This is a genomic window from Pseudomonas sp. WS 5010 (assembly GCF_012985565.1).
Classification (GTDB): domain Bacteria; phylum Pseudomonadota; class Gammaproteobacteria; order Pseudomonadales; family Pseudomonadaceae; genus Aquipseudomonas.
In genome coordinates this window covers 417,466-430,721 of sequence record NZ_JAAQWQ010000006.1, presented here as the reverse complement: position 1 = coordinate 430,721, position 13,256 = coordinate 417,466, and the positions used below count along the sequence as shown (strand labels likewise).

At 59.1% G+C, this 13,256-nt stretch carries 14 protein-coding genes and 1 tRNA gene; 8 read left to right on the top strand and 7 right to left on the bottom strand.

Going from position 1 to position 13,256, the window contains the following annotated elements:
- Positions 1–81: 81 nt before the first annotated feature.
- The 5 genes from HBO11_RS22045 to HBO11_RS22025 all read left to right on the top strand — a co-directional run bounded on the left by HBO11_RS22045 (position 82) and on the right by HBO11_RS22025 (position 3,113).
- Positions 82–729 carry a hypothetical protein gene (locus HBO11_RS22045; RefSeq protein ID WP_170058955.1) on the top strand — a complete coding sequence of 216 codons (648 nt, stop codon included), beginning with the start codon at positions 82–84 and terminating at the stop codon, positions 727–729.
- 168 nt (positions 730–897) lie between these two features.
- Positions 898–1,557 carry a hypothetical protein gene (locus tag HBO11_RS22040; RefSeq protein WP_170058954.1) on the top strand — a complete coding sequence of 220 codons (660 nt, stop codon included), beginning with the start codon at positions 898–900 and terminating at the stop codon, positions 1,555–1,557.
- 2 nt (positions 1,558–1,559) lie between these two features.
- The gene (locus HBO11_RS22035) at positions 1,560–2,108 is read left to right on the top strand and encodes a tail fiber assembly protein (protein ID WP_170058953.1); all 549 of its coding nucleotides are present in this window, start codon (positions 1,560–1,562) and stop codon (positions 2,106–2,108) included.
- A 61-nt stretch (positions 2,109–2,169) separates the two neighbouring features.
- On the top strand, positions 2,170–2,595 hold the full coding sequence (locus tag HBO11_RS22030; RefSeq protein ID WP_170058952.1) for a cell wall hydrolase: 426 nt from the start codon (positions 2,170–2,172) through the stop codon (positions 2,593–2,595).
- Positions 2,595–3,113, top strand: coding sequence for a lysis system i-spanin subunit Rz (locus tag HBO11_RS22025; RefSeq protein ID WP_170058951.1), 519 nt, complete (start codon positions 2,595–2,597; stop codon positions 3,111–3,113). Before HBO11_RS22030 ends, HBO11_RS22025 begins: the two co-directional genes overlap by 1 nt.
- 444 nt (positions 3,114–3,557) lie before the next feature.
- On the opposite strand, the gene HBO11_RS22020 is transcribed toward HBO11_RS22025, so the two are convergent.
- Both HBO11_RS22020 and HBO11_RS22015 read right to left on the bottom strand, forming a co-directional pair.
- Positions 3,558–4,067 carry a type II toxin-antitoxin system antitoxin SocA domain-containing protein gene (locus HBO11_RS22020; RefSeq protein ID WP_170058950.1) on the bottom strand — a complete coding sequence of 170 codons (510 nt, stop codon included), beginning with the start codon at positions 4,065–4,067 and terminating at the stop codon, positions 3,558–3,560.
- A 476-nt stretch (positions 4,068–4,543) separates the two neighbouring features.
- A tRNA-Thr gene (locus HBO11_RS22015) sits at positions 4,544–4,619 on the bottom strand.
- A gap of 242 nt (positions 4,620–4,861) precedes the next feature.
- Between HBO11_RS22015 and HBO11_RS22010 the strand changes: the two genes are divergently transcribed.
- Positions 4,862–5,710, top strand: a complete 849-nt coding sequence (locus tag HBO11_RS22010; protein ID WP_169955631.1) for an SDR family oxidoreductase — start codon at positions 4,862–4,864, stop codon at positions 5,708–5,710.
- A gap of 140 nt (positions 5,711–5,850) precedes the next feature.
- Positions 5,851–6,756, top strand: a complete 906-nt coding sequence (gene bcsQ, locus HBO11_RS22005; protein ID WP_346266881.1) for a cellulose biosynthesis protein BcsQ — start codon at positions 5,851–5,853, stop codon at positions 6,754–6,756.
- A gap of 185 nt (positions 6,757–6,941) precedes the next feature.
- On the opposite strand, the gene HBO11_RS22000 is transcribed toward bcsQ, so the two are convergent.
- The 5 genes from HBO11_RS22000 to HBO11_RS21980 all read right to left on the bottom strand — a co-directional run bounded on the left by HBO11_RS22000 (position 6,942) and on the right by HBO11_RS21980 (position 11,228).
- Positions 6,942–8,210, bottom strand: coding sequence for a methyltransferase (locus tag HBO11_RS22000; protein WP_169955632.1), 1,269 nt, complete (start codon positions 8,208–8,210; stop codon positions 6,942–6,944).
- Complete coding sequence (locus HBO11_RS21995; RefSeq protein ID WP_029295855.1) at positions 8,191–8,880, bottom strand: ABC transporter permease; 690 nt, start codon at positions 8,878–8,880, stop codon at positions 8,191–8,193. Before HBO11_RS21995 ends, HBO11_RS22000 begins: the two co-directional genes overlap by 20 nt.
- Positions 8,881–8,918: 38 nt before the next feature.
- Positions 8,919–9,614, bottom strand: a complete 696-nt coding sequence (locus HBO11_RS21990) for an ABC transporter permease (protein ID WP_076961640.1) — start codon at positions 9,612–9,614, stop codon at positions 8,919–8,921.
- A gap of 74 nt (positions 9,615–9,688) precedes the next feature.
- Positions 9,689–10,441, bottom strand: a complete 753-nt coding sequence (locus HBO11_RS21985; RefSeq protein WP_057437113.1) for an ABC transporter substrate-binding protein — start codon at positions 10,439–10,441, stop codon at positions 9,689–9,691.
- Between the two features lie 13 nt (positions 10,442–10,454).
- Positions 10,455–11,228, bottom strand: coding sequence for an ABC transporter ATP-binding protein (locus tag HBO11_RS21980; protein WP_057437115.1), 774 nt, complete (start codon positions 11,226–11,228; stop codon positions 10,455–10,457).
- Between the two features lie 553 nt (positions 11,229–11,781).
- Here HBO11_RS21980 and gabP point away from each other — a divergent pair.
- A complete protein-coding gene (gene gabP / locus HBO11_RS21975) occupies positions 11,782–13,173 on the top strand; it encodes a GABA permease (RefSeq protein ID WP_057437117.1) in 1,392 nt (463 codons plus the stop codon).
- Positions 13,174–13,256 lie beyond the last annotated feature (83 nt).

Genomic DNA, 13,256 nt, shown 5'->3' with positions numbered 1-13,256 from the left:
TGTAAGAAACTTTTTAGCCGGCGCGCAAAGTGGCTCACTTTCTCGCGCGACAATGCGGTTGATGGTAGCGAGGTGGTCTTGATGGGGTATGGGCTACAGGTTGTAAATGATAATGGCGCGATATCACTTGATTCTGAGTACGCGAGGCTATGTGTATTTCACAAGGGCGGCTACACCTCGGGGGCATTAGTTACATTTCAGAGTGTGGTTGAAACCCAAGAGCCACCCCTTGTCTTTATCAGGCCTCAAAACAATGGATCATTCATCCAGCTCGGGGTTTTGCTTTCGGGGTCGGCCGGTGCTTGGACTGGCGCCACTATCACCTCTGGCCAAGGCCACTCCGGAAGCATTTTTGTTGGCGCATTCTCGTCCAAGCCTTCGGCGACCTACGGGCTTAGAATGTGGGATGCTAGCGGTAAGCAGATATTTGACTCCGGGGTGCAAGCCGCAGTCTTTACTCGAGCCATACAAAATTGGACCTACACACATACGACGTACAGCGGGCAGGGCTTGCCGACGAACTGGTATGCCATACCTTTGAACTATGAACTTGGTGACTACCTCATGGTTAACAACGGCAGGATGCCAATGATGGCGGGGAATAATGAGTCTAGAGGTACTGGATTAATGTTCGACTTTTCTGCGTCACTTTTAAGGTTTAGCGTTACAACAGTGTCCAATCCTTTTTATTTTATGCTTCAAGCAATATTTGGAAAGATCACGGCCTGATAGTCGGCTTGGATCACTGTCTTATAAATTTATGCCGTCTTGCGCGGTTTTCAATATTCGGAGAGACCTATGGCTTCTTGGTTTTCAGAAGGGACTGTGAGAGTACAGAACGGGAGCCCGACAGTGGTCGGTACGGGCACCAAGTTCTCGAACTGTCGTGCGGGGGATATGTTCGTCGGCCCCGACCAGGGCATCTATCAGGTGATTAACCCTGCAAGCGATACGTCGCTTTCCATTTCGCCTGCGTACCGTGGGGCGGCGGCAGTAGGTGCGGGTTATGGGATCGTGCCCGTTAACGGCTATCCCAAAGCGCTGGCCGATGCGGTGAACCTGTTTGTTCAGCAGTGGGGAGCAACACTCGCGGGCTTGGGAAGCGTGGCGACGGAAAACGTTGTCCCGGTGGCCAAGGGTGGTACCGGCGGCAGGAGTGCGTCTGAGGCGCGTAATGGCCTGGGGCTGGGTACCGCTGCAACAGCGGCGCTTACTGCGAGCAACGTCGACACCACGCCGGGTAGGGCATTGAAGACGGGCGACTTTGGTATCGGCTCAGATGGCGTCCTGATCACCGATTGGAACGCGGCATACAACAATCTTGGTGGCGCGTTCATCGCCGGCAATGCGAGCTCACCTGGTGGAACCGGGGTATCAATTAACGCAACTGGTCTCAACTTCAAGCGGACAGGCCTGGTAGGTGCCCAGATGATGTTCTACAACGGCGACAATCAGTTTTGGTTTAGGACGTCATTCAACGGCTTCCTCCCCTGGGTAAAGGTGTACCACACGGGCAACACCACTCGCATGGCCGACAACACACTGAGGGCGATCTGATCATGGCAAGAGCAGCAATTAACATCACCGGCACGGGTGACAAGTTCGATTTCGTCTCGCTCGGCGGGGCGGATGTGAACTGTTCTCGCAAGGACGTGGGCGTCTACTGCGTCACCGGCACGCAGGGCATGGTCCCATTTCCGCCCATCGATCAGGGCTGGGGCTACGGGCTCCACCCAGCAGACAGCCCCGCCGAGGCGAACATCTCGTTTGAGGACGGCCTACTCACGGTCACTGTGACCAAAGAGGGCGAGCCGTACGATTTGAAGGTCATGATCACGCTGCACATTCTGGTGCCGGATCTGCCCCCGCAGGAAGAGCTGCCGCCGCCGGCGCTTGATCCTGTGGTGGCTGCACAAACCCAGATCGCGCACCTGCGAGCCGAGGCGGATTACGCAATCGCGCCACTTCAGGACGCCGTCGATATCGACGAAGGGACCGAGGCAGAGCTGGCGACCCTCAAGGCCTGGAAGAAATACCGCGTGGCGCTGAGCCGTGTGCCTGAGCAGGACGGTTACCCACTTGCCATTGATTGGCCCGCCGCGCCGTAGCGCCGTCCAGCCGTTCATCACACCCGCCATCGAGCGGGTTTATTTTTGCCTGGAGAAAAGCATGACCACTTCCGAAAAAGATCGGGACATCCTGGCGCGCACGCTGTGGGGTGAAGCCCGCGGCGAGGGGCTGGACGGCCAGATCGCCGTGGCCTGGACCATCCGCAACCGCGTGTTCGACGGCAAGGCCAAGTCCTGGTGGGGCGAGGGCTACGCCGGCGTGTGCCTGAAACCATGGCAGTTCAGCTGCTGGAACCAGAACGACCCGAATTACGCCTACCTCAGCGGTGCGAAGCCGATCCCGGCCGCGCAGTTCTCACAGGCACAGCGTGCTGCTGACCAGGTGATGGCCGGCGCGGTACCTGACCCAACCGGCGGGGCCACGCACTACTACGCAACCACGATGCCCAAGGCCCCGGCCTGGGCGTCGAAGGCCAAGCAAACGCTGCGCCTGGGGCGCCACATCTTTTTCAAGGACGTGCCGTGATGACGCCCGTACAGGAGCTGGCCGGGCTGGTGGTGCTGATCCTGGCGCTGATGGCCAGCGCCGCCGGCGTCACCTGGCAGGTTCAGGAGTGGCGCACTGGCAAGACGCTGGCCGAGCAGGCCGGCCTGCACCAGGACGAGCTGGACAGGATCAGCGCGGTGGCCATCAAGCAAGTGCGCGACGAGCAGGACAGGCGCCTGGGCCTGGAGAAGACGCTGGCCACCTCCGATCAACAACACACCCGAGAACTTTCCGATGCTCAACGCAACCAGGCCCGCCTGCTTGACCGCCTTGCTACTACTGATTTGCGGCTGTCAGTCCTTCTCGACGCCACGGATTCAGCCAGTGGCTGCAACGTGCCTGCCGCCTCCGGCGCCGTCGGCGTGGTTCATGCAGCCCGTCGAGCCCAACTTGACCCAGCGCATTCTCAACGAATTGTCGCCATCACCGATGCCGGCGACCAAGGATTGATCGCGCTGCGGGCGTGCCAGGCGTATGTGAGGAGTGTTTCAAAATAGGGATTGTGTTCGGTCGGCAGGACGCCCGGGCTAAAAAACTTTCAGCGCTTAGATTTGGTCTTGCTTGCTTTTTTGGGTTGAGTAGGGGCCGACGGGAACAACCCTCTAATAACCCACAAGAGGGCCGCGAAAATATTCAACGTCACTCCAGTGGTAACAACCGCGATGGTTTGATCGGAGAACACTGGGCGACCATGGTAGGTTGTCCAGCCTGCGAACAGCAAGAAAGTGGCCCATCCCCACAAGCATCCAACTACTATGTAGCAGGCCTTGTCGGCGTATGACTCTCTTAGCTGACGATCCGAAATTAAAGAATTAACCCTCTCCCGCCTAAGGTCGTCGCGGACCAGAGACGGGTTCTCGTTAATTGGCTGTTCGTCCTCACCCTCTGGAGCCTCGGGTACGTTCGAAAGGTCCAGATCGGAAAGTTTTTTTGGAGACGCGTCAGGCACGCATGCGAGCCGGAGGGTGAATGTTATTTGCCATTTGATCCCAAGTAATTGGGGAGCCGTCAGCCACGCCGTCTCTGAGTCCAATATGCCAAGCAGTTCCTTCCTCATGAGTCAGAAAGGACAATTGGGTGCCAGAGAGTTTTCCGTATTTCTGAACGATCTGATCAATCAGGCGGTGCGCAGACGCATCCGACTCGGGAATTGTCGGAGTGACGAGAATAAGCTCACCGCAATCATCAGTGTCTACGTTGCTCAGTAGAGAGGTAACGGGTTTTGCACCGTACGTCCTAAGCTCATGGTAGATCGAAGGAATCACCGGGCCATATTTCCAGCGGGCAAAGTTGTCGTCAAAGAGTGGCGTGTTCCCACCCTTGTCGCGCAGGTACCACGACTGAGCAAAAAATAGTAATTTTTGAAGCTTCATCGGAGTCAAGCCGGAAAGCTTGCCTTCCTTTGCGCGTTCAATGAAGGCGTTAGCGACGGCTAGAGCTGAGTAAGCCATGAGCACCTCCGTAGTTGCTGGCTATGTGACTGCAAAAGCGCAGTTATCCACAGACTTATGCACACTTGGACGGCGATTATCGTTATGTAGTCACATAAGTCAATCGAAATCCCGCGCCACGTTTTTCCGAAATTGAAAACGTGGCGCGCCTCTCTTGAGTGTATTCGATTCAGCAGGGGCAGGGCTGAGAGGTTTTCGCCATAGCAAGCGTAAGAGAATGCTTACGTGCTTCCGGCAGGTGCGCTTAATTTTGTACTGTATGCATGCACAGTATTAGAGATTCGGCAGGTTCGCAATTCTATTCGACGCGCTGAATAGAGGAGTTGAGTTTGGCTTGGTGGGCAGGGCTGCGCGGGGAAGTCTTTCAGATAGGCGGCGCTGTGGATAAATCGCGAGCCCTGAAAAACAATGTACGTCTATTTGTACGCTTGGCACAAAAACAAAGGGCCTGCATCGCTGCAAGCCCTTGTTTTAAATGGTGCCGGCACCAGGAGTCGAACCCGGGACCTACTGATTACAAGTCAGTTGCTCTACCAACTGAGCTATACCGGCGTGTTAGGGCGACGATTATAGCGATTGGAAAGGTTCTGTAAACCCCTGAATTCTGACTATTTTTCAGTGCGTGGTTTTTTCGCTGGCAGTCGCACGCTCCAGCGGTTTCACAAAGGGTGATGAGGGCCGATGGCGAGGCCTGAGGCTTGATACGCAGAAGGTATCAAACCGCCCCTTGATCAGTATTAAACAACGCCGTTGTTCATTGCTAAGTTGAGGTGGCACTCAATGAGGAAAAGCCAATGAATTTCGCAGGAAAAACCGCCGTTATCACCGGCGCAGGCCGTGGTTTGGGTTTTGTCTACGCACAAGCACTGGCCCGGCGCGGGGCCAATGTGGTGATCAGTGATATCGGCGCCGATAACCTCGGTTCGGGAAGCGATGCCTCCATCGCCCTCGACGCGGCACGCCGCCTTGAGGCCGAGGGTTTGAGCGCAGTTGCTCATCAGGGGGATTTGTCCAGCGAGCAAGGCTGTCGGCAATTGGTCGAGACGGCCATCGCGGCGTTTGGGCAGCTCGACATCCTGATTCATAACGCCGGCTGGGTGGGTTATCAATCCATTGAGGAGGCGGACGCGGCGTTTATCGGGCGTGCGCTGGATATCAATGTCTATGCGCCCATCTGGCTATGCAAACATGCCTGGAAACACCTCAAGCAATCCACCGCCGCGCGGGTGGTGCTGACGTCTTCTGATCGGGCGATGTACCAGCAATATGCCCAGCCCGCGCTGGTGGCCTATGCGGCGGGGAAGATGGGGCAGTTGGGCATCATGAATGCCTTGAGTATGGAAGGCGCAAACGCCGGGATTCTGGTGAATGCGGTGTCGCCGGTGGCCAAGACGCGCATGTGGGGCGTTGAGGGTGAGCCGGGCAATCTCAAGCCGGAGTGGGTAGCGCCGGGGGTGGTGTTCCTGGCGTCGGAGCGCTGCCAGGACACCGGCTATATTCTGCGCGCCAGCAATGGTCAATTTACCGCGACGCGGTTTGTCGAGAATCCGGGGGTGGATTATCCCGTTGACCTGGCGCGGGTCAGGGCTTCCAGTGCCGAGCAGGTTGCGCAGCAGTGGGAGCGGATAAAGGATTGTCATTAAATTGACTTTTAACCGCTCGTCGAAATTGCTGCGCTAAAAAACACCAAAATAATGACACTCACCTACTCCTGTCACACACTGCTTGAACAACAAGTGCACCCATGTCCTAAAAGAGGTGCCGTGACAAAGGAGGGTGGTCTGTGAGCCATGCCGACGAACGTTTTGCCAAGAATCTTGCCAGTCATGATCACCCGATGACGTCGACGCTGCAGTTCTTCGAAGATACCCCCATCGACGATGCGCCTTCCTCCATTGAGCAACCCCAACCAACCGCCATGCCGGCCTGTCGCGCGCAGGTTGTGGCGTTGGTGTCGGGCAATGGCGGCGTAGGGCGCAGCACTCTGGCGACGGCATTGGGCAGTGGTTTGCAACGCCTGGGGCGCGCAGTGACGGTGCTGGAACTGGACCCACAAAACGCCCTGCACCTGCACTTTGGCCTGCCCCACGACACCCCGGGAATCGGGCGTGCCAGCCTGTGCAAGCAACCCTGGGGGCCGATCGCCCAACCCGGCTTTTGTGGCTGTCGGGTAGTGGTCTTTGGCGAGACCGACCTGCAACAGCAGGAAGACCTGCAACGCTGGCTCAAGCAGGACCCGCAGTGGCTGGCGCAGCACTTGTCGCGTCTGGGCTTGAGTGAGCAGGCCACGGTCATCATCGACACCCCCGCCGGCAATAACGTCTACCTGCACCAGGCATTGCACGTCGCCGACAGGGTGGTGGTGGTTGCCCTGGCGGACGCGGCGTCGCTGGGTGCGCTGGAGCAGATGCAGCGGTTGCTGGCGCCGTATCTTGCGCGCCCGTCGGCACCGCGTTGCCATGTGTTCGTCAACCAGCTGGATGAGGGCAGTGCCTTCAGCCTGGATATGCTGGACGTATTCAAGCAACGCCTTGGGGAGGATGGCCTGGAGGTGATCCATCGCGACCCGCAGATCAGCGAGGCGCTGGCCTTTGGCGAGGACCCCCTGGATAACGAGGCGGTGAGCCTGGCCTGTGACGATATCCATGGGCTGTGCCAGTTGCTGGATAGCCCGCCAAACGTGCCCTGACCCACGCCTTATACGGTTAACCGCAGATGCTTATGCACAATCTGTTGGTCGGACAGGTGTTGAAACAGTCATTTTGTGGAGTTGTTCTCATTACGCTGCAACTGCCTGTTTTTCGTGCGTTTTATTTTATGAACAAAAAATGATCAGTCAGGATTTTGGCCTATGGCGCCCGCTTTTACGGCGTCCTACAGAATTTCATCAACAGAGTTATCCACAGGGCTTGCTGCCCTTTGATCGCGCTCGGCGAGCACCATCAGGTTGCGCGGTGTCAGGCACGATTCGCAGAAGCGACCGACTAGAGCCTTGTAGCCGTTTTCTTGCAGGAACAATGCCCGATCCAGCACCAGCCACAATTCCAGCGGGCGGCGAAATAGGCCACGTACCAGTTCCAGGTTTCGTACATGGGCCAGGCGTTGCCAGCCGTGCTGTTCCAGGGTTGCCCAATCCTGCTGCCCTGTGGATAAACCCTTGAGCGCCGCCAGGTGTTGGCAGTAATCAGCGAAGGGCCGGTGCAGCCATTCGCTGGGCAACGAAGGCGTGGGCAGGTACTCGTCACACCCGCGCAGTTGCCGCTGCAACTGATCGAAACCCAGGCGCCGGGCCATGGAGGTGTCGCGTTGCAGGCGCACCCGCAAGCCTGCGGTGACGGTTTCGCTCAGGGGCAGGCCGAGGTCTTCGCGCGACAAACGCAGCGCCGAAGCACGAGCCGGGGCCGAGAGCGCCTGGTACTGCTCGCTACTGATGCGGTTGTAGCAACAGGGCGCCACGGCCAGTTGCTGGCAGCCGGCGGCGCTGGCCAGTTGCAGCAGGCGTACGTGCAGATCGCCACAGGCATGCAGGGCCACCGGGGTGTGTTTATCGGTGAGTTGCTGCACAGCGCTTTCAGCCATCACATCTTGCTGAAGGTGGTGGGCGGGCATTTGATGATGGTCGCTGAGGATTTGGCCTGCGCCGATCAGCGTCGGATCGTACTCCAGGCAGGTCAGGCTTTGCCCCGGTTGCAGCAGCCGCCGGCCAAGGTGGCCTTTGCCGGCGCACCAATCGAGCCAATGGGTGGGGCGCTCGGCAAACTGCAAGGCGGCGCCAAACGCCTCGATCTGCTGCCATTTGCGTCCGGGCACATCCACATTCAGGCGCGACGACGGCGCATGCAGCGCGCTCGACGGTAACTTATCCACAGCACTGAGACGCGCCGCCAGCTGCGCCCATTGGGGAAACGGCGCCGGGGCTTGTAGTTCGGTGGGCAGGTTATGGCTGCTTTCGGCCTCTGCCAGCGAGCGCTGGCGCAGCCATTGGGCCAGCGCTGGATGCTGGGCTTCCCAAGGCAATTGCAGATGGGTGAAGGGCCGTGGTCGCCACAGCCCTTGATGTTCGGTGAGGAACGCATCCAGTGCGAGAAAACGGGCTAGCAGTCGCTCGCCCGTCAACCCGCTGTCAGCGTCCTTGGCAGGCATCGACCCGCAACCAGCGTTCCAGCAGCTTGAAGCCGCGCACCAGCACATAGGCCATCAGCAGGTAGAACATGCCGGCGGCAAAGAAGATCTCCACCGGCAGGTAGGTGCGGGCAATGATGGTGCGGGCCATGCCGGTCAGCTCCAGCAAGGTCACGGTACTGGCCAGGGCGCTGGCCTTGAGCATCAGGATCACTTCGTTGCTGTAGGCCGGCAGGCCGATGCGCGCGGCGCGCGGCAAGATGATGTAGAACAGCGCCTTGGGCTTGGACATGCCCAGCGCCCGCGCCGCTTCGATTTCACCGGGCGGGATGGCCTGGATCGCGCCGCGCAGGATCTCGGCGATGTAGGCGGCGGTGTGCAGGGTCATGGTGACGGTGGCGCACCAGAATGGGTCCCGCAGGTAGGGCCACAGGGCGCTTTCGCGCACGGCGTCGAACTGCGCCAGGCCGTAGTAGACCAAAAACAGCTGCACCAGCAGTGGCGTGCCACGGAAGAAGAAGATGTAGCAGTAAGGCAGGGTGCGCACGTACCACAGGCGCGAAGAACGGGCGATGCCCAGGGGGATCGCCAGCAACAGCCCGGCGATCACCGCGATGGCCACCAGTTCCAGGGTCAGGGTCGCGCCCTGGGCCAGTCGTGGCAGCCACTTGATGATCACGGCCCAGTTCAGGCCCAGGTCGAAATGCGCCAGCCAGCTATAGTCGCCGTTCATTGCGTGCTCCTCGCAAAGCCGCGAGCGGCGCGTTTTTCCAGGAAGTACATGCCGGCCATGGCCAGGACGGTAAGGCCCAGGTACATGAAGGCTGCGACCATGAAGAAGGTGAACGGCTGCTTGGTGACGGTCACGCCGATTTGCGCGTGGCGCATGATTTCTTCCAGGCCGATCACCGAGACCAGTGCGGTGTCCTTCATCAGGATCATGAACAGGTTGCCCAGGCCCGGCAGGGCGATGCGCCACATCTGCGGCATGATCAACCGGGTGAAGATACGTAGCTTCGACAGGCCCAGGGCAATGCCCGCCTCACGGTGGCCCTTGGGGATCGCCAGGATCGCGCCACGGAACACTTCGGTGGCATAGGCGCCAAAGCACAGGCCCAGGGCAATCACGCCGGCAGCGAAGGCGCTGAGCGACAGGTCGGGGTTACCGAAAAACTCCCCGAGGGCCCGCATCATATTGACCGTGCCGAAATAAATCAGCAGCACCCACAGCAGTTCGGGAATGCCCCGGACAATGGTCGAGTAAGCGCCGCCAAGCCATTGCAGGAACTTGTACGGGGAAGTCTTGGCCAGGGCGCCGGCCAGGCCGAGCACCAGCCCCAGGCATAACGCCGTGAGTGCCAGTTTGACGGTCATCAGCGCGCCGGCAGCGAGTGCGGGGCCGAATCCGTAGAGATCGAAATTCATGGTTTTTTCATATCGCGCAAGGCTTGCGAAAAACCGGCGCGCTCAACGGAGCGCGCCGGTCTGGCCAATCAGGATCATTCGATGCTGAAAGGGAAGTACTTGTCGTTGATCTTCTTGTAGGTGCCGTCGGCCTTGATTTCCGCCAGGGCTTTGTTCAGGCGCTCGCGCAGCGGGTCGCCTTTACGCACGGCGATGCCGATCTTGTCGCTTTCTACAACCGGATCGCCCTTGAACTCGTAGGCCGAACCGTCTTTGCTCTTGAGCCACTCGTATTGCACGTACTTGTCGGCGAGCATCCCGTCCAGGCGGCCGGACGTCAGGTCGAGGTAGGCGTTTTCCTGGGTGTCATAGAGCTTGGCGGTGGTGTCTGGCAGTTTGTCTTCCAGGTAGGTACCGGCCAATGTCGCACGCTGGGCACCGATGATCTTGCCCTTGAGGTAGTCGGCGTCGGTCTTGAAGTCCTTGATGGACTTGGCCGCGATGAATTGCAGCTTGTTGGAGTAGTACGGGTCGGTGAAGTCAACGGCTTGCTTGCGCTCGTCGGTGATCGACAGCGACGACACCAGGAAGTCGAACTTCTTGGCGTTCAGGGCCGGGATGATGCCGTCCCAGTCCGAGACATACACTTCGCACTTCTCGACTTTCATCTTGGCGCACAGGGCGTCGCCGATGTCTTTGTCGAAGCCGACAACGTTGCCACTGGCGTCTTTATTGTTGAAGGGCGGGTAGGCCGCCTCGATCCCCATTTTCAAAGTCTCGGCCATGGCCGTGGCGCTGAACGCCATGGAAACGGCGGCGGCCAGGAGGAATTTTTTATAGTTCTGCATGCATGTTGCTCCGTTAGCGGTTGCTGGACATGAATTGTTTGCAGCGCGCCGAAAGCGGGTTGTCAAACACCTGCTGTGGCGATCCTTGCTCTTCGACCAGACCCTGGTGGAGGAACACCACTTCGCTGGACACTTGGCGGGCAAAGCCCATTTCGTGGGTGACCAGCAGCATGGTGCGGCCTTCTTCGGCCAGCGCGCGGATCACATTAAGTACTTCCTGAACCATTTCCGGGTCAAGTGCCGAAGTGGGCTCATCGAACAGAATGACTTTAGGCTGCATCGCCAGGGTGCGGGCGATGGCGGCGCGTTGCTGCTGGCCGCCAGACAATTGCGCCGGGTAGGCGTGGCGCTTGTCGCCAATGCCGACCTTGGCCAGCAGCGCCTCGGCCACTTCGATGGCCTCGGCTTTGCTTTGGCCGAGCACGCGGCGTGGGGCCTCGATGATGTTGTCGAGGATGCTCATGTGCGGCCAGAGGTTGAAGTTCTGGAAGACAAAACCGATTTCGCTGCGCAGGCGATTGATCTGCTTGCCGTCGGCGGCCATCAGCTCGCCGTTTTTCGCGGCCTTGAGCTTGAGCTCTTCGCCGGCCACCAGGATCTGGCCCTGGTGCGGGTTTTCCAGCAGGTTGATGCAGCGCAGGAAGGTGGACTTGCCGGAACCGGACGAACCCAGGATCGAGATCACATCGCCGTCGCGAGCGGTCAGCGAGATGCCTTTAAGCACCTCCAGCTCACCATAGCGTTTATGCAAGTTGCGGATTTCAAGCGCGGGCGCGGCCAAAGCCATGTGCGGTCCTCATTGTGTTCATTGCGTTCCTGCTGTTGGGTCGCCTTCCTGGCGTGGCGCCAAGCTAGCATAGCGTCCGGATGACAGCCAACAGCGCCACGGGCGTTAAACAGACGGTGTGTGACAGGTTGTCGCATCGGCACAGTAGCGTGTCGCGCCATCAACAACCGAACAGCCGTTTTAACCGATAAACCCGTGGCAGTCGCGTAAAAAAGGGCGCGATGGTGCCAGCTTTGGCCGGGTGTTGGAAGGGTTAAACGGGTAAACGGTGCCTATCGGCCCTTTAATTGGGCGTCACTTACTTTTTGTGTGTGTTTTTGGTGCGCTCATTCGTTCTTGAAGTGAGTCGAGCGGTAACGCTGTGGCGGATTGCCAGTAATCTCAATGGCTTGCGAGCGCTGAGGGATTGTCCTACAGGCCGCGTCAACCTTGGCTTTGTAACATTTTGGCGCAAATCTTGCGTAAAAAATAAAGAACGCCCCGTTTGTTTCTTTTCACGAAGAGGCGGCAGGCCGGGTGGACCGTATACGCAATTCCTCGCAAAGGTGTGTCAATGAGTAGTACGCAAAGCTCCAATGACCTCGAACAGGGGCTCAAACCGCGGCATGTCACCATGTTGTCGATTGCCGGTGTGATCGGCGCTGGTTTGTTTGTCGGCTCCGGCCACGCGATTGCGGCAGCCGGGCCCGCCGTACTGTTGGCTTATGCCGCAGCCGGTACGTTGGTGGTGCTGGTGATGCGCATGCTGGCCGAGATGGCCGTTGCCTCGCCAGACACTGGCTCATTTTCCACTTACGCCGACCGGGCTATCGGCCATTGGGCCGGCTTTACCATCGGCTGGCTGTATTGGTGGTTCTGGGTGCTGGTGATTCCCCTGGAAGCCAACGCCGCCGCAACTATCCTGCATGCCTGGTTCCCCGACGTGGCGATCTGGGCTTTCACCCTGGTCATCACCCTGCTGCTGACCGCGACCAACCTGTTCAGCGTGAAGAACTACGGCGAGTTCGAGTTCTGGTTTGCCCTGATCAAGGTGGTGGCGATCATCGGCTTTGTGATCCTCGGCGTACTGGCGATTTTCGGCTTGCTGCCGGGCAGCCAGGTCAGCGGCGTCTCGCACCTGTTCGACACCCAAGGCTTTTTGCCCAACGGCATGGGCGCGGTGCTGGCGGCGATTTTGACCACCATGTTCTCGTTCATGGGCACCGAAATCGTGACCATCGCGGCTGCAGAATCGAAGAACCCTGGCCAGCAGATCACCAAGGCCACCAACTCGGTGATCTGGCGGATCGGCTTGTTCTACCTGGTGTCGATCTTCATCGTTGTGGCCTTGGTGCCGTGGAACGATCCGACCCTGGCTGCCGTCGGTTCCTACCAGACGGTGCTGGAACGCATGGGCATCCCGAATGCCAAGCTGATCGTCGACCTGGTGGTGTTGGTCGCCGTGACCAGTTGCTTGAACTCGGCGCTGTACACCGCGTCGCGCATGCTGTTTTCCCTGGGGCGTCGTGGAGATGCGCCGGCGGTGGCCAAGCGCACCAACAAGAGCGGCACGCCTTACTGGGCAGTGATGCTGTCTACCGGCGCGGCGTTCCTCGCGGTATTTGCCAACTACGTGGCGCCGGCGGCGGTGTTTGAATTCCTGCTGGCCAGCTCCGGCGCGATTGCGCTGCTGGTGTACCTGGTGATCGCCGTGTCGCAACTGCGCATGCGTCAGAAACGTACTGCGGCGGGCGAGAAGATTGCCTTCAAGATGTGGTTGTTCCCCGGCCTGACTTACGCGGTGATCGTGTTTATCGTCGGCGCGTTGACCATCATGTTGTTCCAGGAAGCGCATCGGGTGGAGATTATCGCGACCGGTGTGTTGAGCCTGCTGGTGGTGTTGGCGGGGTTGCTGGTGGCAAGTCGGCGCCGGGCCCAGAAGTTGGGGGCTGCGGTACTCAACTGATGAGTTGAAATGCTTGCTGTCTAGCACCACAAAGCACTGTGGGAGCGGGCTTGCTCGCGAAAGCGGTGGGTCAGTCAACATCA

Coding starts and splice junctions, on each gene's coding strand:
- HBO11_RS21990 (WP_076961640.1), bottom strand. CDS start 9,614: ATGAATTTCGATCTCTACGGATTCGGCCCCGCACTCGCTGCCGGCGCG.
- HBO11_RS21980 (WP_057437115.1), bottom strand. CDS start 11,228: ATGGCTTTGGCCGCGCCCGCGCTTGAAATCCGCAACTTGCATAAACGC.
- HBO11_RS22030 (WP_170058952.1), top strand. CDS start 2,170: ATGACCACTTCCGAAAAAGATCGGGACATCCTGGCGCGCACGCTGTGG.
- HBO11_RS21985 (WP_057437113.1), bottom strand. CDS start 10,441: ATGCAGAACTATAAAAAATTCCTCCTGGCCGCCGCCGTTTCCATGGCG.
- gabP (WP_057437117.1), top strand. CDS start 11,782: ATGAGTAGTACGCAAAGCTCCAATGACCTCGAACAGGGGCTCAAACCG.
- HBO11_RS22020 (WP_170058950.1), bottom strand. CDS start 4,067: ATGGCTTACTCAGCTCTAGCCGTCGCTAACGCCTTCATTGAACGCGCA.
- HBO11_RS22025 (WP_170058951.1), top strand. CDS start 2,595: ATGACGCCCGTACAGGAGCTGGCCGGGCTGGTGGTGCTGATCCTGGCG.
- HBO11_RS22035 (WP_170058953.1), top strand. CDS start 1,560: ATGGCAAGAGCAGCAATTAACATCACCGGCACGGGTGACAAGTTCGAT.
- HBO11_RS22000 (WP_169955632.1), bottom strand. CDS start 8,210: ATGCCTGCCAAGGACGCTGACAGCGGGTTGACGGGCGAGCGACTGCTA.
- HBO11_RS22040 (WP_170058954.1), top strand. CDS start 898: ATGTTCGTCGGCCCCGACCAGGGCATCTATCAGGTGATTAACCCTGCA.
- HBO11_RS22010 (WP_169955631.1), top strand. CDS start 4,862: ATGAATTTCGCAGGAAAAACCGCCGTTATCACCGGCGCAGGCCGTGGT.
- HBO11_RS22045 (WP_170058955.1), top strand. CDS start 82: ATGGGGTATGGGCTACAGGTTGTAAATGATAATGGCGCGATATCACTT.